This is a genomic window from Oryzomicrobium sp., from assembly GCF_036820405.1.
Taxonomy (GTDB): Bacteria; Pseudomonadota; Gammaproteobacteria; order Burkholderiales; family Rhodocyclaceae; genus Oryzomicrobium.
Window position 1 is genome coordinate 74,390 of record NZ_DAISLS010000002.1, and the last position, 21,969, is coordinate 96,358.

General features: G+C 63.9%; 21 protein-coding genes and 1 tRNA gene. 2 read left to right on the top strand and 20 right to left on the bottom strand.

What is annotated here, in order from left to right:
• Positions 1-84: 84 nt before the first annotated feature.
• The 7 genes from V7Z98_RS01850 to V7Z98_RS01880 form a co-directional block, all read right to left on the bottom strand.
• Positions 85-160, bottom strand: a tRNA-Thr gene (locus V7Z98_RS01850).
• Between the two features lie 36 nt (positions 161-196).
• On the bottom strand, positions 197-601 hold the full coding sequence (locus V7Z98_RS01855; protein WP_442951796.1) for a type IV pilin protein: 405 nt from the start codon (positions 599-601) through the stop codon (positions 197-199).
• A gap of 33 nt (positions 602-634) precedes the next feature.
• Complete coding sequence (locus tag V7Z98_RS01860; protein ID WP_334156782.1) at positions 635-4,882, bottom strand: pilus assembly protein; 4,248 nt, start codon at positions 4,880-4,882, stop codon at positions 635-637.
• Between the two features lie 32 nt (positions 4,883-4,914).
• Positions 4,915-5,460, bottom strand: coding sequence for a pilus assembly PilX family protein (locus V7Z98_RS01865; protein ID WP_334156783.1), 546 nt, complete (start codon positions 5,458-5,460; stop codon positions 4,915-4,917).
• 41 nt (positions 5,461-5,501) lie between these two features.
• A complete protein-coding gene (locus V7Z98_RS01870) occupies positions 5,502-6,413 on the bottom strand; it encodes a PilW family protein (RefSeq protein WP_334156784.1) in 912 nt (303 codons plus the stop codon).
• The gene (gene pilV, locus V7Z98_RS01875; protein ID WP_334156785.1) at positions 6,410-6,991 is read right to left on the bottom strand and encodes a type IV pilus modification protein PilV; all 582 of its coding nucleotides are present in this window, start codon (positions 6,989-6,991) and stop codon (positions 6,410-6,412) included. Before pilV ends, V7Z98_RS01870 begins: the two co-directional genes overlap by 4 nt.
• The gene (locus V7Z98_RS01880; RefSeq protein WP_334156786.1) at positions 6,907-7,443 is read right to left on the bottom strand and encodes a GspH/FimT family pseudopilin; all 537 of its coding nucleotides are present in this window, start codon (positions 7,441-7,443) and stop codon (positions 6,907-6,909) included. Before V7Z98_RS01880 ends, pilV begins: the two co-directional genes overlap by 85 nt.
• A 160-nt stretch (positions 7,444-7,603) precedes the next feature.
• Between V7Z98_RS01880 and V7Z98_RS01885 the strand changes: the two genes are divergently transcribed.
• Complete coding sequence (locus V7Z98_RS01885) at positions 7,604-8,290, top strand: energy transducer TonB (RefSeq protein ID WP_334156787.1); 687 nt, start codon at positions 7,604-7,606, stop codon at positions 8,288-8,290.
• Here V7Z98_RS01885 and ispH read toward each other — a convergent pair.
• From ispH to tsaE, 8 genes are all read right to left on the bottom strand, one after another.
• Positions 8,259-9,179 carry a 4-hydroxy-3-methylbut-2-enyl diphosphate reductase gene (gene ispH / locus V7Z98_RS01890; RefSeq protein ID WP_334156788.1) on the bottom strand — a complete coding sequence of 307 codons (921 nt, stop codon included), beginning with the start codon at positions 9,177-9,179 and terminating at the stop codon, positions 8,259-8,261. The genes V7Z98_RS01885 and ispH overlap by 32 nt on opposite strands.
• 142 nt (positions 9,180-9,321) lie before the next feature.
• The gene (locus V7Z98_RS01895; RefSeq protein ID WP_293259711.1) at positions 9,322-9,771 is read right to left on the bottom strand and encodes an FKBP-type peptidyl-prolyl cis-trans isomerase; all 450 of its coding nucleotides are present in this window, start codon (positions 9,769-9,771) and stop codon (positions 9,322-9,324) included.
• Positions 9,772-9,847: 76 nt separating this feature from the next.
• Positions 9,848-10,426, bottom strand: a complete 579-nt coding sequence (locus V7Z98_RS01900) for a sulfite oxidase-like oxidoreductase (RefSeq protein ID WP_334156789.1) — start codon at positions 10,424-10,426, stop codon at positions 9,848-9,850.
• A gap of 43 nt (positions 10,427-10,469) precedes the next feature.
• Positions 10,470-11,015: a signal peptidase II gene (gene lspA / locus V7Z98_RS01905; RefSeq protein ID WP_334156790.1), complete on the bottom strand. Its 546-nt coding sequence runs from the start codon at positions 11,013-11,015 to the stop codon at positions 10,470-10,472.
• 15 nt (positions 11,016-11,030) lie between these two features.
• Positions 11,031-13,826 carry an isoleucine--tRNA ligase gene (ileS, locus tag V7Z98_RS01910; RefSeq protein ID WP_334156791.1) on the bottom strand — a complete coding sequence of 932 codons (2,796 nt, stop codon included), beginning with the start codon at positions 13,824-13,826 and terminating at the stop codon, positions 11,031-11,033.
• A 68-nt stretch (positions 13,827-13,894) separates the two neighbouring features.
• Positions 13,895-14,839, bottom strand: coding sequence for a bifunctional riboflavin kinase/FAD synthetase (locus V7Z98_RS01915; protein WP_334156792.1), 945 nt, complete (start codon positions 14,837-14,839; stop codon positions 13,895-13,897).
• Between the two features lie 208 nt (positions 14,840-15,047).
• Positions 15,048-16,481: an N-acetylmuramoyl-L-alanine amidase gene (locus V7Z98_RS01920; protein ID WP_442951797.1), complete on the bottom strand. Its 1,434-nt coding sequence runs from the start codon at positions 16,479-16,481 to the stop codon at positions 15,048-15,050.
• Positions 16,430-16,945, bottom strand: coding sequence for a tRNA (adenosine(37)-N6)-threonylcarbamoyltransferase complex ATPase subunit type 1 TsaE (gene tsaE / locus V7Z98_RS01925; RefSeq protein WP_293260312.1), 516 nt, complete (start codon positions 16,943-16,945; stop codon positions 16,430-16,432). Before tsaE ends, V7Z98_RS01920 begins: the two co-directional genes overlap by 52 nt.
• A 27-nt stretch (positions 16,946-16,972) precedes the next feature.
• On the opposite strand from tsaE, the gene queG reads away from it, so the two are divergent.
• Positions 16,973-18,055 carry a tRNA epoxyqueuosine(34) reductase QueG gene (gene queG / locus V7Z98_RS01930; protein ID WP_334156793.1) on the top strand — a complete coding sequence of 361 codons (1,083 nt, stop codon included), beginning with the start codon at positions 16,973-16,975 and terminating at the stop codon, positions 18,053-18,055.
• Between the two features lie 129 nt (positions 18,056-18,184).
• Here the strand turns inward: queG and V7Z98_RS01935 are convergent, their stop codons facing one another.
• From V7Z98_RS01935 to V7Z98_RS01955, 5 genes are all read right to left on the bottom strand, one after another.
• Entirely contained in the window at positions 18,185-18,397 is a 213-nt protein-coding gene (locus V7Z98_RS01935; RefSeq protein WP_293259691.1) for a hypothetical protein, read from the bottom strand.
• Between the two features lie 127 nt (positions 18,398-18,524).
• A complete protein-coding gene (locus V7Z98_RS01940; protein ID WP_334156794.1) occupies positions 18,525-19,370 on the bottom strand; it encodes a sulfurtransferase in 846 nt (281 codons plus the stop codon).
• A 2-nt stretch (positions 19,371-19,372) separates the two neighbouring features.
• Positions 19,373-19,729: an STAS/SEC14 domain-containing protein gene (locus V7Z98_RS01945; RefSeq protein ID WP_293259685.1), complete on the bottom strand. Its 357-nt coding sequence runs from the start codon at positions 19,727-19,729 to the stop codon at positions 19,373-19,375.
• A 69-nt stretch (positions 19,730-19,798) separates the two neighbouring features.
• The gene (locus V7Z98_RS01950) at positions 19,799-20,674 is read right to left on the bottom strand and encodes a DMT family transporter (RefSeq protein WP_334156795.1); all 876 of its coding nucleotides are present in this window, start codon (positions 20,672-20,674) and stop codon (positions 19,799-19,801) included.
• 132 nt (positions 20,675-20,806) lie between these two features.
• Entirely contained in the window at positions 20,807-21,919 is a 1,113-nt protein-coding gene (locus V7Z98_RS01955; protein ID WP_334156796.1) for an aromatic ring-hydroxylating oxygenase subunit alpha, read from the bottom strand.
• Positions 21,920-21,969 lie beyond the last annotated feature (50 nt).

The window sequence follows — 21,969 nt, forward strand, 5'->3', positions numbered from 1 at the left end:
CGCCCCGCCGCTCTTGAACGGACTCCGGGTACCGGAGCAGAAACGACGAGGCCCCGGGGAATCCCCGGGGCCTCGTGTTTGTCCTGGTGCTGCTGACCGGAATCGAACTGGTGACCTACTGATTACGAATCAGTTGCTCTACCGACTGAGCTACAGCAGCGTGGGGGCGGATTCTAGCACAGCGGCGAAAACGAAGTCACTGCCAACAGGTCGCCAGAGTCCCGCTGGCGCTGCTTTTGACGTTGGTGCTGCTCAGTGTCAGCTGACCGCATCGGGGGTCGCTGAAACCATTGGCAGGCGTAGCGGTAATGATGTAATCGGTTGCCAGGTTGGTCGCCGCAGCAACTGTAATGTCGTACCTACGATTGGCGGCACTACTGCCCGAAAAATTGGCCCATCCGTTCGGTGCGGCCGTGGGCAGTGCGCTGACCTGAAGGTAGGTCTGATTGTCCGAGTAATAGCGCTCTTCCTGCTGGGCAAGGTTGGCCATGGCCGCCCGCGCCTCGGCACGGGCTCCGGAACGGACCGAGTCCATGTACGACGGATAGGCGATTGCCGCCAGGAGGCCAACGATGGCCACTACGATCATCAATTCGATCAATGTAAAACCCCTGCATCGCTTCATTGCTGATCCTCAACGGATGATTTGCCGCCAGAGCATGCGCCCGGTCGGCGTGGAAAAACATTTGCCGGAACCAGCTAGGCTATTGCCCGTGGAACCGATCAACTCACCAGAAGTAACGTCAATGACGCATTTGTTGCGTAGCGCCAACTGGGACGGGCACCCCCAACCTGGGATGAAATCGGGGCAGGCCGTTGTCTGGGTTCCCGTCCCGCTGGACGCGGTAGGTGGCGGAGTCTGCAGGCGCACCGGAGTGTCGCTGGCTCCATTCAGACGGCGACCCGACGGGGGGAGCGCGAGATTCGCACCTCCGGAAACCAGGCTGGTCGTCACCCGATCAAGACTATTCAAGAAGCCATTGCCGTCCAAGTCGAAAACCCCCTGAGACGAGGCGCCACCGGTCAGGTAGCTTACGTCGTATTCCCATCCCGTAATGTTGCCGGTGCAGGGGTCGGATGCCGGCGTCCGGGAGGTAAAGGTCACGATCCCGCCCTCCACCAGCGGATGATCCGAAGCCACCCGTTCCCCGCTGCCGGGGAAATCGAATACCCACCCCCGCTGTAACCCGACGCTGGTCGGCGCAATAGCCGCCGGGCACAGTACGGTGGGCGTAAAGGTCAACGGAGCGGTGGTGTAATTCACTGGACACTGGGACATGAACGTGAACAAATCCCCGCCACTGGTCTGGGTAGTCAGAATTTGCTGTGGCTGCAGGGCACTACGGCCACTCACCGTAGACCCGGTCGACACTTGATTGGTCGTGGGATCAACCCACCCCATATTGTCCCAGATACCGTAGTAGGAATCTGTCTTGAACGGCGGCAAGGCATCGGTGGTTTCGATATAGGAGCCCGTACCGAAAAGCACCATGTAACCGCCGTTGGGGTGGCGGGACAATTCCACGCCTGTTGTAATTCGCTGGCGATTGCCGGAAGGATCGGTTGCCGTAAACAGTGGGAGCGGATTTGCCGTAGTGCCGAACGCGGCTCCCCAAGCTGTCGGATCCGTGCTGGTGACGTCGATTTTCCACATATTACCTTGCTGGTCGCCGGCATATATGTAATCCACCGTACCATCCAGATTCACATCCAGCCCCACCGCAGAAGACAGCCCGTTCGCGGGATTAAGGGGCAATGTCGGATTTGTCGGTTCGCTAGGGGATTTGAGCGCGATCTTGACGTAGTTGCTCGAACTCCAGGCTTGACCGCTCCCAGGGCCATCGACATAGACGATGTACAGATAGGCACGCCCCGTCGTACTGACGGAACTGTCCGGGTAGGTGTTCTGGAAGCCGTTGCCAAAAATAGCAGCCCAGCGCCCATTATTCATTTTCTTGATGAGGGGCTTACTGAAGGTATAGCCCAGATCGGGGTCGTTTCGATCAGTGAACTCCCACAACACAATATTCGCTGCGTTACTGGCCGTAAAGTTGGCCGGATTGGTCACATCAAGCGCATAAACCCCCTGCCCTCCCGCATTGAGTCCTCCGACGAGAATCGTTTTCCAGTCGGAAGACGAAGCACAACTACCGAAGCATGCCTCGCTCACCGTCGGACTGCCATCCACGTAATAGTTATGGCTGTAACGAGGTGACATGTACTGATTCAACTTGCCATAAATGGCGCTGGGCACAAAGGCAATCAGCTCCTGTCCCGGCGTAGCACCGACCGTACCGGCCGGGCTGGCGTCGAACCCATGCAGCATTCCATCGTTCCCACCCACATACACCATGGGCTTACGGCTGAAAACACTATTGGCAAAGTCTGAGTAGCCGGTTCCGGTTAAACCATAAGCAGGCAACCCTACATAGACAGGGTTCGAATTGACGATGTCGCCTAAAAGCGAATTGCGCGCACGCCAACCATGCCCTAGGGCTCCTTCATTGGACTGATTGCCACGCAGATAATTGACACGGTCAGCGCCGAAATTATCAACAGTTGCCACATCGTTGGTGTTGAGCAACGCTTTTTGCCGGGAAGAGAAATTGCTGTTGCTCGCCAATGCGGGATCGTTACTGGCCGCCGAGAAAACAACGCCTTTATACGCATTGCTGGTGCTCTCGGTGGTACCGGTAGGCGTCAAGCCATCGTTATAGGTAAAAACAAGTCTGCTTGCCGCAGCAGGCAGCAAGGATGCAGCTGACCATTCCGGCGTCGAGCCGATCGCCCCGGTGGAGCTCAAGTGAAATGCCTGCAAGTCCCCTGTCCAACCATTGGAACTGAAAATAGCCCGATAAATATAGGCACCGTTCGAGGTACGCAAATCCCCTGCCGATTGAGCCAGGGCCGCTTCGCTCATTACTTGGGCTGAAATTGTCGAAATCGCGCTTTGAACCGCCGAAATCATCGACTGAGGATCACCGGCACGCAGCAGGGTTTTGGGCCAGGCACCATTGAAGGTAGAGTATGGTGCGCCAATCGAAATATTTTGCGACCAGTTTTGTGGGGCTCCGTTTGCAGCAAAGCTGTCTGCTCCACCGTATTTTGCGGCATACCAATATTGAGAATTGATTCCGAGGTCTTTATTCTCCTCGACATCGATAACATAGCTCTTGACGTTTTGATTCCCAAGTGTCTGGACCTTGGTAGCATCATCGGGACGAATATCATTAAGCGCAGCCCAATACGCCAGACCCGACATATAGAAACTGGCACCGCCGGCCCCAGTCATCGTAGTTGCCAGCGACGCATTGCCTTCCATGGCCCCAAGCTTATTCGTCCAGGTTGTGACGTTTACCCCAGTGTCGCCAGGCAAGCTGCCCTGATCCGCTGCCTGACCATTCTGCGCATTACAAGTGCCACTGCCTGTCGTGGTATAGCTACCCCCTGGAAGACGCTTATCACACCAGGTATGGCTATCCCCCATGGTGATGATGTAATTGCGCTGACAAGAGAATTGCAGAGGATCATCCCAGCTGGTGATAATCGGGAACGCATCGCTCCCAGCAGCAGTAGCCTTGACATAAAAGTCAGAAGTAGGCTGCAAGCCGCGCAAATATTTTAGCGCCTCGTAATAAACCTTACCGACATCGTCATAAGTTTTATAATTTCCCGACGCCTTGCCAAATTTATTGATGTAATTAATTACACCGGACTGACTAACTGCTGAAGGATAAGACGCACTGGCATCAGCAGGATCCGGATTGGTAACTAGCGTCCCGTCGGCCGACAACCACTCCGCATTAGCATTGGAAATATTACCTCCAGAGGATGAGTACATTTGCGGAGCAACATATTTCAAACGCGAGCGCATCACCGCGTTATCAATGTCATTAGAGTTGTAATATGAAAAAACGCCGAAGCGCATCTTATCGCCGTTATTCTGGATGACTCCGGTTGGCTTATATGTTGAGCCATAGCCTTGGCAGTTACTCTCAAGGCCTATGGATGTATCGCAAACCTTAACGCGTACCTGATACGTCGTAGCAGAAAGCGGATATGTAACTTGCTGGGCAGTACAAACATATTTCCCGCCAGAATTTTTCCCAGTAGTAGTGCAGCTGGAAATGGTCAAACTCTCATTCCCGGAAAAAGTATTGAATGACGAGCACGCATAAGCCTTAGCCGCACTAGAACCATCCCCTGACCAGTTCTTACAAGTCCCCGTATGCCCATTGGACAAAGTAAAGCTTGCGCAGTAAGGAGAACTTGTCCCCAATGTTCCAGAACACGTCGCAGTAGAGGGAGTCGTCCCTGAAACAGCCACTGCAACACCCTTTCCCTGGTTCTGGATAGTCAGGGAGGTGTTATCAAATGGTGTAGATCCCGCTGTAGCTGCCGCCCCCGCCGTCGTCGTCTTATCGGGAAAGTTGTTTGTTCCACCCTGGCCAGATTGGTACGTGCGCTCAAGCACGGTCAGCGTGGACGTATCCTGGTAGCGGTTGCCGCCAGTCATGGCGTAGCGGAATTCGTCCAAACCGGTCATGGTTGCCCAGTTGAGAAAGTTGCCGCTCCACTGCCCCGAACAGGTCTGAGTGGTCGTGATGCTTACCGGATAGAACCAGTTGTTGGTGCTGTCATAGGCATAGCATTTCTTCGGGTCGAACAACCCCAGGTACTGGTTTGCCGAGGTGTAATCGTTGGTGCCCTGGTAGGCCGCAGTGTTTGCCGTCGGGAATTCCACCGACAAGGCAAACAGCACGTTTGGGGGCACACTGCCTTTCAGACTTAACGGCGCACTGGCCAGCGGCGCCGCCACCGCGCTTGACGTAAACAGAACCGCCAGCAGTCCAAACACGGTTTTTTTTATCGCGTTCATCATCAAACCCCCAACGATCCCAGCGGTAATCCGCCTCAATTCAGCACGTAGACTTCTTGTAGCAACACTTGCGCCTCGCCAAGACGGCCACCACTCTGCGCAGAAATGCGGTAGAGATAGCGGCAGGGGCTCCCGCCCGTCGCCGATATGCCTTCCCCAAACAAAGGTGCAGCGCAAACGATTTCAATCAGGTAGCGCGGCGGATTGACCAGACCGCTGATTGCAGGCGATTGGGTCGTAGTTCCGAGGCTCACGCTCGGCGAGCCTGTCATGCTGTAGGCGGTATACACCGGCTGGGTCGCAGCCTGCCCATCGCAAAGGCCGTTGGTACAATCGGCCTTGAAGCTGAAAGGACTGACCGGCTGGGCCGGATTGGTCCAGAAACCGGTGATACGAATTTCCGCATCCCGCAACGCCGCTTCTGCGCCGGCGAACGCCAGTTCGTGATCGCGGAAATTCCGGGCGATACGCTCTTCGAGGCTGGTGGAGTTAGTCACGCTCAACCCCAGCATGGTGAGCACCACCATGAAAATCAGCGCCGTCAGCAATGCTGCCCCACCCATCGCGGCAGGTGGCGACATACGCCTCGGGCTTTTGCCTAGACGGCTAGCCGAATGAAAAATCAGGACGGGCATAGCGGGAAATTCCGGAAAGCAATCGTCGACGTAGTGATCTGACGGATACGCCGATCCAGGGGAGCGGTAAACACGGCCCCACCATCGTTGGTCGCGGCATAGTCGGCGCCGAAAAGACGGAAGGATTTGGCGGTCGTGGTGGTGTCGGTGCTGACAGCATTGGGGGTACGGGCCACGATGCCGGCCATGACACTGACCACGCCGTCGGAAAGACTGCTAGCCGTCAGTCCGCTGTATGGCACGTAACGGTTGGGCACCCCATCGCCATCGGTATCTTCGCCGTAGAGGAACTGCAACACTTCGACCCCCGGAACCAAGGCAATCGCCGTGGTGCTGTACTGGGTGCCATTGGCGGCCTTGTTGTCGGAGTAGCAAAACAGGGTCGGCTCATTGTTGTTGTTCACGTCTGCCGCAACGAACAGCGTGTCCCGAACCAGGGAATTGCGCCGCACGGCATTACCCAGGCAATCCAGCAACACGCCATCGGCAGCAGTGCCGGCCGCATTGTCCTCGCCATAAAATGAGACCGTCAGTACATCGCTGGAATTGAGGATGGTCCACGTCCCGGCAACGGCACCGAGATTAAGGGTGGCTGCATCGTTCTGCCCGGTAAAAACGGGGCGGCTAGTTGGGGATTTGGCGCAAAAGTCCTGAGCCTGACTCCCCAGGACATAGGTGTTGCGGTACCCCGCCCGCCGGATTTCCTTGGACAAGAGATCGAAGGCAAAGCGTGAGGTTTCCTGGATCCGTGTCAGGTCGGTCTGGGTGCGCTGGCTGCCAACACCGGTCAAGTAGGCCTGAGTGACGACCAAGGCGATAAGAAGACCGATGGTGACCGCCACCATCAGCTCGACGAGGGACAGCCCTGACTGGTGGGCGATGCGCGGACTGGATTTCATATATTGGCCCACACGCAGGTAGTGGCGCCGGAAATGGCGACCCGGGCTTCGCTCCAGCAAATCTTGACGACGTAAATGCCGACACCGGAGCACTGCCAGTTGGCCGGCCCCCCGTCGCCCGGCGTATCGTCGCGGCAAACGGTACCCGCACCGCTGGGCAATAGGGCCCCCAGCCGGCTCTGCCAGACATAGAGATCGTTGCTGACCAGTTGGGCAGGCGTACACCCTGACGAGGAAAGACACCCAGCCGTCAAGGCCGATGCCGGTGAGTTGTAGGCACTCAGGCTGCTGATATTGGCCCGGATCGAATCGGCCATGGCATTGGCCTGTTCGGCGGCAATGCTGCGGTAGTTCGATGACGAGGTCAGCTTGATGCTGTTGAGCAACACCCCCAGCATGCCGAGCAACCCAAGCGAGAGGATCAGGATCGCAATCAGCACCTCCAGCATGGAAACGCCCGACTGCCGTTTCGGTAACGCCATCATGTGCCTCCTCACGGGCAAGCAACCTGGGTTGCCACCGGCCGCCCGGTGATCGATATGACGAGCTGCCGACCGGTCGCGCTGGCCGGGGAGCATAGCTTGAAGGTCGCCTGGGCCGCGCCGACGAGCCCGCCGTAGGAGCGGAATACCAGCGGATCGGTCGTCGCGATGCCGGTCAGTGCAAACGTGTTGCCGCCAGTCAATGCCGGGCTGACCCGCAGGATGACCTCCGTGCTGTCCCGGGTGGAGTTGTTGTTCAGGTCGGCAAAAACGATGCGGCCGTTGGACCAGGAACCGGTGCACGTGCTGCCATCCGAACTCGGGCACACCACCACCCGCCCTCCTCGGGTCGCCGCTTCGCTGCGGGCATAGGAAACATCGGCCAGCAGGTCGTTGATCTGGGATGTGAGCCGGTTATTGACCACGAACTGGCTGAAGGCCGGTACCGCAATGGTCAGCAAGATGCCAACCACCGTGATGGTGATCATGAGTTCGATCAGGGTAAATCCGCTGCCGGTTGCTGATCGCGTGGAAGCAAGGCTGTTCATGAGGGGGAAGAGTCGCCGATAATCGGAACGGGCACCAACTCCGCGTGAGCGCCGATAAAGGCAATCTGCATGACGGAAGGAAACCCTCTCATCGAACTTATAAGCCCTGCCCCAGGCCGGGCCCACCCTTGAGTGACCAATGGTCCGGTTTTTGCGATAAATGGTTGAGGAGACCCCAGCCCTGACGGCGGCCCAGCAGACCCTGGTTGCCAGCCTGCTCATTTCGGCCAGCCTGCATGTCTTTTGTCTCGTGCTGCCCCTGGCTCCCCTCCCGGAGAAACCCGGCCGTTCAGGCCTTGAGGTACGCCTGCCACCGCGGGCAAGCGTCCTAGATGACAGCAACCGGATGTCGCCTCCCCAGCCGCAGGCCGACAGTACCGCCCCCGAACCCCGCCCCTCGAACCCAGCCCCAAAAGATGAGGGCCTGCCCGCACCGCTGCCCCTGCCCCCCCGCTATTACGAAGCCCAGGAGCTGACCCGCCAGGCCAGCCCGCAGTCCGAGTTGGAAAGCACAGTTCCCTTGGCAACCGACCAACCGACCGGGGGACGGATGAGCTTCCGGCTTTTCATTGATGAAACCGGCCGGCCGGAACGGATCGAAGTGGTCCGCTCCACCCTGCCCCGCAGCATCGAGGCGGGCATCGTGCAGCGCTTCTTCACCGCTCGCTACCGCCCCGGCGAAATCGACGGGCTTCCGGTGAAATCCATCCTCACGCTGGAGGCCGACATCGATGGGCAGCCCATGACTCCAGAACCTGCCTCCCCGACACCCTCAAGCAAGATGCTGTCGGGCTCTCCCCAGCCCCCCTCCCCCCCTACGCCAGTTCCTTCGGCAGCGGGAAGGTGACGTTTTCCGGAGCGCCTTCGAGTACCGCCACTTGCCCCGCGCCCAGGCTACGCAGCCGGGCGATGACCTGTTCCACCAAGACTTCGGGGGCGGAGGCGCCGGCTGTGACGCCGATGCGGGCCTTGCCCGCCAGCCAGTTGGCGTCGATCTGTTCGGGCAGGTCCACCAGGTAGGCCGGCACGCCGCGCAACTGCGCCACTTCGCGCAGGCGGTTGGAGTTGGAACTGTTGGGCGAGCCGACCACGATCACCACGTCGCATTCCGGCGTCAGCAGCTTCACCGCGTCCTGGCGGTTCTGGGTGGCGTAGCAGATGTCGTCCTTCTTCGGCCCGACGATCTCGGGGAAGCGCTCGCGCAGGGCATTCACCACCACCGCCGCATCGTCCACCGACAGGGTGGTCTGGGTCACGTAGGCGAGCTTGGCCGGGTCACGCACCGCCAGGGCGGCCACGTCGGCCGGGGTTTCCACCAGGTGCATGCCGCCCTCGGCCTGGCCCATGGTGCCTTCCACTTCCGGGTGGCCCTTGTGGCCGATCATGATGATCTCGCGGCCGTCCTTGCGCATGCGCGCCACCTCCAGGTGCACCTTGGTCACCAGGGGGCAGGTGGCGTCGAACACCTTGAGGCCCCGGGCCTCGGCCTCGCTGCGCACCGCCTTGGCCACGCCGTGGGCGGAGAAGATCACCGTGGCGCCGTCCGGTACCTCGTCCAGTTCCTCGACGAACACGGCGCCCTTGGCCTTTAGGCCGTCCACCACGAAGCGGTTGTGCACCACTTCGTGGCGCACGTAGATCGGGGCGCCGAACAGTTCTAGGGCGCGCTCGACGATGGCGATGGCGCGCTCGACGCCGGCACAGAAACCGCGGGGGGTGGCGAGGATGACTTGCATGGGGGTGGTATCTCGAAAGGCGCGTGGAATAAGGCGCTCCGGGCAGGCAGGCCCAAGAGTCAATAGGGACGGGCATCTCCGGGCATACCCCGCGGAGATGCCCACGGGGCGCGGGGTTTCAGCCCACGGGGTTCAGCCCCCCTTACAGCACACCGATCAGGTGCACGTCGAAGCGCACCGACTTGCCGGCGAGGGGGTGGTTGAAGTCGATCAGGGCGTGGCTGTCGGTAAGCTCGCGCACGAAGCCGGCGAACTCGGCCCCTTCCGGGGTGGCGAACTCGACCACGGCATTCTCCTTGAGCTCCAGACCGTCCGGCAGGGCGCTGCGCAGGATGCGCTCGACCAGCCGCGGGTTGTGCTCGCCGAAGGCTTCGCCCGGGGCCAGCTCGAAAGTCTGGCGGGCACCGGCGGGCAGACCGAGGAGCTTGTTCTCCAGGGTCGGAGCCAGTTGGCCGCCGCCCATCTGCAGGGTGGCCGGGCTCATGTCGAAGGTACTGATCACCTCGGTGCCGTCGCCGGTGGACACCCGGTAGTGCAGGGTGAGGAAGCTGGAGGGGGTAACCACCGGTTCGGTGGCGGAGGAAGCGGACATGGTCGGTTCGGTTCGCAGGTTGCGGATGGATCGGATGAACGGATCGGAACGTGCAGCAGCGGAACGCAGCGGCGGCTCAGTCGCCGTAGCGCTCCTCTTTCCAGGGGTCGGCCTCGTTATGGTAGCCGCGCACTTCCCAGTAGCCGGGGTGGTCGTCCCGGGTGAATTCGATGCCGGTCAGCCACTTGGCACTCTTCCAGCCGTAGCGTTTGGGCACCAGCAGGCGCACCGGGCCACCGTGGTCGTCGGACAGGGGCGCATCCTCCACCGAATGGGCCACCAGCACGTCGTCGTCGAGCAGGGCCGCCAGGGGCAGGTTGGTGGTGTAGCCGTCACCGCTGTGCAGCACCACGTGGCGCGCCGCCGGGGTGGGCCGGGCCAGGGCGATCACGTCCCGGGCGAGCACGCCCTCCCAGGGCATGTCGAGCCGGGTCCAGGTGGTGACGCAATGAAAGTCGATCACCACCCGGGTTTGCGGCAGGGCCAGCAACTGGGGCCAATCGAGCACCACTTCCCGCTCCACCTCGCCGAACAGGCGCAAGCGCCAGTCGTCGTGGGTCAGCCCGGGACGGATGCCCAGGTCGAGAACGGGAAAGTCGTGGACCTGGCGCTGGCCGGGGGGAATACGCAGGTGGGCAGGATGGGAATCGCTCATGGCAGATCGGGGCAAACGGAAACGAGGGTCAGGTTTGACCGCGTTACGCCGCGTTTTCTCCCGGCCCCTGTTTGCCGCCGCCGTGGCGTAGCTCGTGCCAGGCCAGCAGGGCCACGCCCAGGCAGATGGCCGAGTCGGCCAGATTGAAGGCCGGCCAGTGCCAGCCGAAGGCGTGCACGTCGAGAAAATCCACCACCGCCCCGTAAGCGAAGCGGTCGATGACGTTGCCGATGGCCCCGCCGATCACCAGGTTGAGCCCGATGCACAGCGGCCGGTGGCCGGGCTGGCCGGCGTGGCGGCGCAGCATGGCGCCCATCCACAGGGACACGGCCGCCGCCAGGACGACGAAGAACCAGCGCTGCCAGCCGCCGGCGGAGGCCAGGAGGCTGAACGCCGCCCCCCGGTTGTACACCAGCACCAGGTTGAAGAACTCGGTCACCGGCCGGGATTCGCCCAGGGTGAATACGTCCAGCACCCACAGCTTGCTGGCCTGGTCGGAGAGGATCACCGCCACGGCCAGCAGCAGCCATTTCAGCCAGACCGCTGCCGGGGCGGCATCGCCGGGACGGGCCGTCGTCGCGTCGCTCATCGTGCCGAGCCCAGCTCAGGCATGGGTCCGGGCTTCGCCGGCACCGTAGAGGTTTTCGACGCAGCGGCCGCACAGGGTCGGGTGCTCGGTGTTGGCGCCCACGTCCTCGCGCACGTGCCAGCAGCGCTCGCACTTACCGTGGCCACTCGGAGTGGCCACCAGCTTGTCTTCAGTCGACTTCACCACCGTGGCCTTGGAGCAAATGAGGACGAATTTCAGGTCGTCGCCCAGGGAGGCCAGGCGCGCGTACTTCTCGCCATCGCAGTGGATTTCCACCTCGGCCTGCAAGGACGAGCCGATGGAACCGGCCACGCGCAGGGCTTCCAGCTCCTTCATCACCTCGCCGCGCACCTCGCGCAGGGCCGCCCATTTGGCCAGCAGGGCCTCACTATCGCCGCCCACGGGCAGCGGGTGCCAGGTGGTGAACATCACCGAGTCGTCGGGCTTGCCGCTCACCACCGCCCAGATTTCCTCGGCGGTGAACGACAGGATCGGCGCCATCAGCCGGGTCAGGGCCTGGAGGATGTGCCACAGGGCGGTCTGGGCCGAGCGGCGGGCCAGGGAATCGGCGCCGGTGGTATACAGCCGGTCCTTGAGCACGTCCAGGTAGAAGGCGCCCAGGTCCTCGGAGCAGAAGGTCTGCAGGGCCTGGACCACCTTGTGGAACTCGTAACCTGCGTACTCGGCCTCGCACAGCGCTTGCAACTGGGCGGTGAACGCCAGGGCGTAGCGGTCGATCTCGAACAGCTGCTCGGGAGCCACGCCATTGGTGGCGATGTCGAAGTCGGCGGTGTTGGCGAGCAGGAAGCGCACCGTGTTGCGGATGCGGCGGTAGGACTCCACCACCCGGGCCAGGATCTCCTTGGACATGGCCAGCTCGCCGGAATAGTCCGTGGCGGCGACCCACAGGCGCAGGATGTCGGCGCCCATCTTGTCGGAGACTTCCTGGGGCAGGATGGTGTTGCCCAGGGACTTGCTCATCTTGCGTCCCTGCTGGTCCACCGTGAAACCGTGGGTGAGCAGGGCCTTGTAGGGCGGGTGGCCGTCGATGGCAGCGCCGGTGAGCAGGGAGGAATGGAACCAGCCCCGGTGCTGGTCCGAGCCTTCCAGGTAAAGGTCGGCACAGGGACCGCTGGCATGGCCGATGGGATGGGAGCCGCGCAGCACGTGCCAATGGGTGGTGCCGGAATCGAACCAGACGTCCAGGGTGTCGCTGATCTTGTCGTACTGGGCGGCTTCGGCGCCCAGCAGCTCGGCGGCGTCCAGCTTGAACCAGGCTTCGATGCCTTCCTGTTCCACCCGCTGGGCCACGGCTTCCATCAGCTCCACCGTACGCGGATGCAGTTCTCCCGTCTCCTTGTGCAGGAAGAAGGGAATGGGCACACCCCAGTTGCGCTGGCGGGAGATGCACCAGTCGGGCCGGTTGGCGATCATGGATTGCAGGCGGGGCTTGCCCCAGGCCGGATAGAAGGCGGTGGCCTCGACCCCGGCCAGGGCCTTTTCGCGCAGGGACTTGCCGTCCGTGGGCAGGCGGTCCATGCCGACGAACCATTGGGCGGTGGCGCGGTAGATCACCGGGGTCTTGTGTCGCCAGCAGTGCATGTAGCTGTGCATCACATTGCCGTGGGAGAGCAGGCTGCCCACTTCGCTCAGCTTGTCGCAGATGGCCTGGTTGGCCTTCCAGATGGAGAGGCCGCCGAAGAAGGGCAGGTCGTCCACATAGACGCCGTCGCCCTTGACGATGGAGATGATCTCGTCGTTGCCGCGGCCGTAGTGGCGCCAGGCATTGAAGTCGTCCACGCCGTGGGCGGGGGCGCAGTGCACGATGCCGGTGCCCGCATCCAGGCCCACGTAGTCGGCCAGATAGACGACGGAAACGCGGTCGTAGAAGGGATGGCGGAATTCCAGGCGCTCCAGGGCCTTGCCCTGGGTCGTCGCCAGTACCGTACCGTCGCGGCCGTAGCGCTTCAGGCAGTCGGCCACCAGCTCCTTGGCCAGCACCAGCAGGCGGTCGCCCGCATCCACCAGGGCGTATTCGTGCTCGGGGTGGACGTTAAGCGCCTGGTTGGCGGGGATGGTCCACGGGGTGGTGGTCCAGATCACCGCATAGGCGGGCTTGGGCAGGGCATTGAGGCCAAAGGCGGCGGCCAGCTTGGGGGCGTCGGCCTCGCTGACCGGGAAGGCCACGTCGATGGTGGGGGACTTCTTGTCGGCGTATTCCACCTCGGCCTCAGCCAGGGCGGAGCCGCAGTCGAAGCACCAGTTCACCGGCTTCAGGCCCTTGAAGACGTAGCCCTGCTTGACCATCTCGGCCAGGGCGCGGATCTCGCCGGCCTCGTTGGCGAAGTTCATGGTCAGGTAGGGATTGTCCCAATCCCCCAGCACGCCCAGACGGATGAATTCCTGCTTCTGCACGTCCACCTGCTCGGCGGCATAGGCGCGGCACAGTTCCCGCACCTTGTCGGCGGGCAGGTTCTTGCCGTGGGTGACCTCGATCTTGTGCTCGATGGGCAGGCCGTGGCAGTCCCAGCCCGGCACGTAGGGCGCATCGAAGCCGGCCAAGGTCTTGGAGCGGACGATGATGTCCTTGAGGATCTTGTTCAGGGCGTGGCCCAGGTGCAGGTTGCCGTTGGCGTAGGGAGGGCCGTCGTGCAGGATGAACTTGGGCCGGCCGGCGCAGATCTCGCGAATCTTCTGATAGAGCTTCTTCTCTTGCCACTGCTTGACCCATTGCGGCTCCCGCTTGGGCAGGTCGCCGCGCATCGGGAACGGGGTGTCGGGGAGATTCAGCGTGTCTTTGTAGTCAGCCATGGCGGAGTCGAGGGATCTGAGAATCTGAGGATCGGCAAAACAGGTGAATGCGGCAGGGGCCGGCCGGATCAGCGCGGAGACCGGACGGCGAAGAAGGCGCGGGCGTCCAGGGCATCCTGGGCGATCTGGGCCTTGAGGGCGTCCAGGCCGGCAAAGCGCATCTCGTCGCGCAGCTTCTTGACGAAGCGCACCGACAGGTGGCGGCCGTAGATGTCGCCGGAAAAATCGAACAGGTGCACTTCCAGCAGCGGCCGGCGGGTACCCTCCACCGTGGGACGCACGCCCAGGTTGGCGACCCCGGCGATGGGCGGCTGGCCGGGGGCGCCCAGGCCGGCCACTTCCACGGCGAAGACACCGCAAAGCGGCAGGGGGTCGTGCTTGATGCGGATGTTGGCAGTGGGAAAGCCGAGCTGGCGACCCAACTGCTGGCCCCGCACCACCCGGCCGTCGATCGAATAGGGGCGGCTCAACAGGCGCGCCGCGTGGTCCATGTCGCCCCCGGCCAGTGCTGCACGCACGGCGGAGCTGGAAACCCGCTCGCCCCCTTCCACCACGCTGCCCATGGCCTCGACACCGAAACCCCAGGTGGCGCCGGCCCGTTGCAGCAGGGCGAAGTCGCCGCCGCGCTTGGTGCCGAAGCGGAAATCGTCGCCGATCAGCAGGTGACGGGCCTTCAGGCCCTCGACCAGCACCTTTTCGATGAACTGGTCGGCGCTGAGGGCGGCAAAGGGGGCGTCGAAGCGGTACACCGCCACCACGCCCACTCCGGCATCGGCGAGCAGCTCCAACTTTTCGCGCAGGGTCGACAGGCGCGCCGGGGCCGAATCGGGGGAAAAGAATTCCCGAGGATGGGGCTCGAAGGTGAGCACCGCCGCCGGCAGCCCGGCCTGGTCCGCTGCATCGCGCAGGCGCGCCAGCAGGGCGCGATGGCCCCGGTGCACGCCGTCGAAGTTGCCGATGGTGAGCACCGTTGCCGTGGGCGAAGGACAGGAAAGACCGCGCAGGACCAGCATGGACGAGGAATCAGGGCGAAGGAAAGGTTTCGGTGCCGAACGGCCCGTCAGCGGTGCGCCGGCTGGCCAGGCAAGGTTTGCCTAGGCTACAGACTACAACCGCCGAATACCGGATCGCGCCGCAAAAAACCTTGAATTGTAAAGGAAAGCGCCGCCCCTGGGGCGGCGCCCGGGATCGCGCCGCACCAGGCGGCGCAGCCCCTCAGACTCAGTCCAGCCGGGCCAGCTTGGACTTGGCCAGGGGCGGATTCTTCGAAAAGTAGGCCTTGATGCCGCGCAGGATGGCCTCGGCCACCTGGTCCTGGTAGCCCTCGTCCACCAGGCGACGTTCTTCTTCCGGGTTGGAGATGAAAGCGGTCTCCACCAGGATTGAAGGAATGTCCGGGGCCTTCAGCACGGCGAAGCCGGCCTGCTCCACCCCGGCCTTGTGCAGGGTGTTGATGCCGCCCATCTCCTTGAGCACGGCCTTGGCCAGCTTCAGGCTGTCGTTGTTGGTGGCGGTCTGGGACAGGTCGAGCAGGGTCTGGGCCAGATGCGCGTCCTTGACCCCGAAGTTCACCCCGCCCACCAGGTCGGCGTCGTTTTCCTTCTGCGCCAGGTAGCGGGCGGCGGCGCTGGAGGCGCCCCGCTCCGAGAGAACGAACACCGACGAGCCCCGGGCGTCCGGTTTGACCCAGGCGTCGGCGTGGATCGACACGAACAGGTCGGCCTGAAGCCGCCGGGCCTTCTGCACCCGGGTGCCGAGAGGGACGAAGAAGTCGGAATCCCGGGTGAGCACGGCGCGCATGTTGGGCTCGGCGTCGAGCTTGGCCTTGAGGCGCCGGGCGATGGCCAGGGTCACCACCTTTTCCTGGCTGCCGCGCTGCCCCACCGCCCCCGGGTCCTCGCCGCCGTGGCCGGGATCGAGGGTGACGGTCACCAGGCGGTCCACGATGGGCTTGCCGCCCTTGCGCGGCGCTTCCCGGGCCACCTGCTGCTGGGGAGGCGGGTTCTCGGGTGCGGCCTCGACGGGCCGGCGCGGTTCGCCGCGAACCTGGGCCTGGGTTTGTGCCGGCGCCGGTTCCGGGGCCGTCGGCGCGTCGCCCCGGGCGGCAGCCTGCATCGGGTCGCCCTGGACTTCGCGCTTGTCGAGCAGGGACATCAACGGGTCCGCCGGCACCGCCGGGTAGATGTCGAGCACCAGCCGGTGGCCGTACTCGCCCACGGGCTTGAGGGCGAACACCTGGGGCGCCACCTCGGTCTTCAGGTCCATCACCAGGCGCACCACGCCGGGCTTGTAGTTGCCGGCGCGCAGCAGCTTGATGTACGGGTCGTCGGCGCCGATCTTGTTGGCCAGGCTCTTGAGCACGGCGTTGAGTTCGATGCCCTCGATGTCCACCACCAGCCGATCCGGATTCTTCACGGCGAAGTAGGAATACTTGAGGGGGGCGTCGTGCTCCAGGGTCACCCGGGTGTAGTCGGCCGCGGGCCAGACCCGAACCGCCAGGATCGACGGCGGGCCGGAGCGGGCGGCGGCGCGCACCCAGGGCGAGCAGAGCAGCAGCAGGGAGGCACCGCCGGCAATGACGCGGCGGCGCGCCGGGGAAGCGGTCACTTCGCCCGGAGGGGGGAGATCAGTGTGGGATCGAGTCGAGTCAGACATAGGGCCCCCTTCTGGCTAGCAGGGACGAACTCCGCCCGGCGCCCGGCGCCCTCATGGCGCAGGCCGATGCGCAGGTCGGGGGCGGGCGCCACGCCCGCCGCCTTGTCCGGCCACTCGACGACACAGACGCTGTCGTCGCGGAAATATTCGGCCAACCCCGCATCGACAAACTCTTCCGGGTGTTCGAAGCGATAAAAATCAAAGTGATACAAGTATAAGTTCAAAAGTTTATAAACTTCAACCAGTGCGTAGGTAGGGCTTTTCACCGGGCCGGCATGGCCGAGGGCCCGCAGCAAGGCCCGGGTCAGGGTGGTCTTGCCCGCCCCCAGGTCCCCTTCCAGGTGGATCACCAGCCCCGGCGCCAGGGCGCCCGCCAGGGCCTGACCGAGGCGCTCGGTATCCGCTTCCCGGGCGAGGTGCAGGGTAAGTGGGGACTCGCTAAACTCTTGGCTATGCACGGGCAACACTTTCCTTCGTCGGATCTGGATCACATGGATGACGCCGCGCGGCAGGCCGCCCTGACGGCGCTGCCCGGGCAGATTCGCGCCTGGGCGCAGGAACTGGGTTTCGCCACGGCCCACATCGGCCGGGCCGAGATTTCCCCCGCCGCTCGGGAAAAGCTGACGGCCTGGCTGGCCGCCGGCCGCCACGGGGAGATGGATTATATGGCGCGCCATGCGGACCTGCGCGCCGACCCGGCGGCCCTGGTGCCCGGCGCCCTGACGGTGGTGTCGGTGCGGCTGCCCTACTGGCCCGAGGGCGAGGGGCGCGGCACCGTTCCGGCGGAGCAGGCGCTCACCTCGCCGGAAACGGCCTATCTGTCGCGCTACGCCCTGGGGCGGGATTACCACAAGGTGGTGCGCAACCGGCTGCAGAAGCTGGCCGATCGCATCGCCGCCGCTGCCGGCCCCCACGGCTACCGGGTGTTTTCCGACTCGGCGCCGGTGATGGAGGTGGAGCTGGCGAGCAAGAGCGGCCTGGGCTGGCGCGGCAAGCACACCCTGTTGCTGACCCGGCAAGGCTCCTACCACTTCCTCGGCGAAATCCTCACCGACCTGCCCCTGCCCATTGAGCCCGACCCGGACAGCGGCAGCCACTGCGGTGATTGCCAGCGCTGCCTGCCGGCCTGCCCGACCGGGGCGATCACCGCCCCTTACCAACTGGATGCGCGGCGCTGCATCTCCTACCTGACCATCGAGTTGCACGGCCCCATCCCCGCCGAGCTGCGCCCCCTGATGGGCAACCGCATCTACGGCTGCGACGATTGCCAGCTGGCCTGTCCATGGAACCGCTTCGCCCACACCGGCGACCCGGACTTCGCCCCGCGCAACGGCCTGGACGGCGCCGCCCTGGCCGACCTGTTCGCCTGGAGCGCCGAGAAATTCGAGCAGCGCCTGGCCGGCAGCCCGATCCGGCGCATCGGCTGGGAACGCTTGCTGCGCAACATCGCCGTGGCCCTAGGCAACGCACCGACCAGCCCGGCGGTGGTAGCAGCCCTGGAAAGCCGGCGCGACCATCCGTCCGATCTGGTACGCGAACATGTGGCCTGGGCCTTGGCCCGCCACGGCCGCTGATGCGGAGACACCCGCCCTCTCCAATTCCCAATCAACGGCAAATCCAAGAAAAAGGGCGATTCCCGAAGGAATCGCCCTTTTTCTTGGCGGTCCGGGGCGCTGCCGCCCCCCGGCCCTACCGGCAGCGGCTTACTTGGCCGGAGCTTCGGCGCCAGCAGCGGGAGCGGCGGCGGCCTTGTGAGCCTTGTGCGCCTTCTTGGCCTTCTTCTTCGCGTGATGCTTGGCGGGCTTGGCAGCCTCGGCCTTGGGGGCCGCATCCGGAGCCGCCGCGGGAGCAGGCGCGTCGGCCGCGATGGCGGCGGAGGCGAACAGGGCAGCGAGGAGCATGGTGGCGAATTTCATGGCGGATCCTTTTTACAAGCGAAAAAATTTAGGACCGACGCGGCGCCGCGCCGGTTAGCGTTATCAACGCACAGCCATATTCCACGGTTGACGGCAAAACATCAACTTTTATGTCGTCAGCTTATTGTCAGCGAGCCACCGGCCGAGCCGGATCGCTGACCCATTCGCTCCAGGAACCGGCATAAAGACGCGAACCGGACAGCCCCGCCACTTCCATCGCCAGCAGGTTATGGCAGGCGGTGACGCCGGAGCCGCACTGGTGCACCACGGCCCCAGGCGAGCGATCGCCGAGCAGAGCCAGCCATTCGTCCCGCAATTGCGCGGCCGCCTTGAAGCGCCCGTCCGGCCCCAGGTTGTCGCGGAAGAAGCGGTTCACCGCCCCGGGGATGTGGCCGCCCACCGGGTCCAGGGTTTCGTTCTCGCCACGGAAACGGTCCGGCGCCCGGGCATCGACCAGCTGGAAGCCGCGCCGCTCGATGTTTTCCAGCACCTCCCCGGCGGAAACCACGCCCAGCGCCGCTTTCCACGACAACACCTTGGCGGCCGGCTGCGGACGGGCCGTTTCAAGGGGATGGCCCGCCGCCTTCCAGGCCGTCAGGCCGCCGTCGAGCACCGCCAAGCGCTCATGGCCGAGCCAGCGCAGCAGCCACCACAGGCGGGCGGCGAACATGCCGGGGCCGTCGTCGTAGGCCACCACCATGGTGTCCGGGCCGATGCCGAGGCGACCCAGGCGGGCCGCCAGGGTCGCGGCATCGGGCAGGGGATGACGGCCGTTGCGGCCGGTCATCGGGCCCGACAGATCCCGATCCAGGTGGGCGAACACCGCGCCGGGCAGATGGCCGGCGGCGTAGGCGGCCTCGCCGGCATCCGGCTTGGCCAGGTCGTGGCGGCAATCCACCGCCACCCAGGCCGCATCGCCCAGATGCGACGCCAGGTCGGCGGCCGAAACTAGGGAGGCTACCGGCGGCGCCACACTCAGACCTCGTCGACGGCAGAGAGCCAGGCTTCGGCGTCTTTCGCGCTGTCGAACACGGCAATCTCGGCCTCGACGAAGCTGCGGTTGAGCCAAGCGCTCCAGGCCACCCACTGGTTGTTGGACACCACGGCGATGCGACGGAAGTCGGTGGCGTGCTGGCGGGCGAACTTCAGTTCTTCCCAGGCCACATCCACGGTGAAGCCCCCCATCTCTTCCAGGTTGAGCAGCAGGTCCATCGGCCCTTCGAACTTCGCCTTGTAGTCGACCAGCTCCTCCAGCTCCCGGTAGTCGGCCAGGGTGAATTCACCGTAGACGTTGACGCTGACCCGCCCGTTCTGGTGGTCGGTGACGATCATGGAGTCCTCCACTTGTTGTGATTAGATTGATTCAGTCTAACACCGGCGCGGGGACTTGTTCTCCGCCGCTCAGGCGGGTTTTCCGCCCCGGCTGGGGGTCCGGCTGTAGTGGCTGGCCAGCAGCCCGCTGGCGGCGATCAGCGTCATCGCCAGCCAGCCGTCCGGACCGATTCGCTCGCCCCACAGCAGCGCGCCGAACAGGCTGGCAAATACCACGGTGGAGTAGGCCAGGCTGGCCGACAGGAAGGTCCGGCCCCGCTTGTAGGCCCGGGTCATGGCCAGTTGGGCCAGGGTGGCGAAGCCGCCGACGCCGAGCAGTTCCAGGGTGGCGATGCCGTCCCGCAGGGCGAAGGCGCCGAACCCTTCGCCGTTCAGCATCAGCCACAGGGCGGCGCCGACGGTGGACAGGCCAGAGAAGTACAGCACGGTGCGCCATTCCGATTCCCCCAGGGCGCCCAGTTCCTTGACGTTGTAGTAGGCCAGCCCGGCCAGCACGCCGGAGCCCAGGGCCAGGCTGCCGGCCAGCCATTGCTCGCCGGAGAACACCGGATGCAGCAGCAGGATCACGCCGACGAAGCCCAGCCCCAGGGACACCCACAGCATCAGGGGCGGGCGGTGCCCGGCCAGCACCACCAAAAACAGGGCGAGGAACAGGGGCGAGGTGTAGTTGAGGGTGACGGCAGTGGCCAGGGGCAGCATCACGATGCCGTAGAAGTAGAGCATTAGCGACAGCAGCCCCGAGACGCCCCGTTGCAACTGGAAACGCCAGTGGGGCGTGGTCAGGGGCAGCCCCCGGCTGCGGGCGTAGGCGTAGATGAAGAGAAACGACAGCAGGGAGCGCCAGAAGACGATCTCGGCGGCGCTGTGGGCGCTGCTGGCGAGCTTGACGCACACGCCCATGCAGGCAAACAGCAGGCTGGCGGCCAGCATCCACAGGGATTGCATGGGCGGGGCTCCAAAAATGAAACGGGGCGCCGGATTGTACGGCCAGCGCAGTGCACGGCCGCCACATCGGCGCCCCGGGGGCAAGAGCGTGGGGGGCGAAAGCGGCGAACCGCCGCGACCGCACCGCGCTGCTTACATGTGGGGAACGATCAGCTTGCGGTAGAACTCGTGGAAATGCTGCATGCCGTCCTCCATCGGGCTCTGGTAGGGGCCGACCTCGTTGCGCCCTTCCTTCATCAGGGCGTAGCGGCCCCGGTCCATGCGCTCGCCGATGTCGTCGTCCTCGATGGCGGTCTCCATGTAGGCGGCCTGCTCGGCCTCGATGAACTCGCGCTCGAAATCGACGATCTCCTCCGGGTAGTAGAACTCCACCACGTTGAGGGTCTTGTTCACGTCCTGGGGAATCAGCTGGGACACCACCAGCACGTGGGGGTACCACTCCACCATGATGTTGGGGAAGTAGGTCAGCCACACCGCGCCCTGGCGCGGGGTTTCGCCCCGGCCGGCGTAGAAGTCGCGCACCGCCTTCTGCCAGCGGCCGTACACCGGAGAGCCTTCCTTGAGCAGGGAGGTGATGCCCACCTTCTGCACCGAGTACCAGTCGCCGAACTGCCAGGTCAGGTCGTCGCAGGTGACGAAGTTGCCCAGGCCCGGGTGGTAGGGGACCACGTGGTAGTCCTCCAGATACACCTCGATGAAGGTCTTCCAGTTGTAGTTGCACTCGTGCAATTCGACCCGGTCGAGCTTGTAGCCGGAAAAGTCGAACTCACCGGCCACCTTCATGCCCGCCAGGTCGGCGCCCACGTCGCGCCCCCCCTGGAAGAGCAGGCCGTTCCAGTTCTGCAACCGCACCTTGTTCAGGTTCAGGCAGGGGTTTTCGGGAAAGTGCGGCGCACCGATCAATTCGCCCTGGCGGTCGTAGGTCCAGCGGTGGATCGGACAGACGATGGTCGAATCGAGGGTGCCCGAACCTTGCAGCATGATCGCCTGGCGATGGCGGCAGATGTTGGACATCAGCCAGGTGCCCTGGTCGGCGTTGTTGACCAGCATGCGGCCGTGGTCGGCCCATTCCAGGGAACGGTAGTTGCCGGCTTCCGGCACCATCAGTTGATGGCCGACGTACCCGGGACCGGCATCGAAGATGAGCTTTTTCTCCAGTTCGAAAAGCTTCTCGTCGAAATACCAATCCACCGGCAGTTGGGAAACGGCCGGGGCAAGTTGTGCGCGGGTAGCGATGTCGGTCATAGCCGGACCTCCGGATTCAGAGCCCTAGGCGGAAACAAGAAGAAATACCG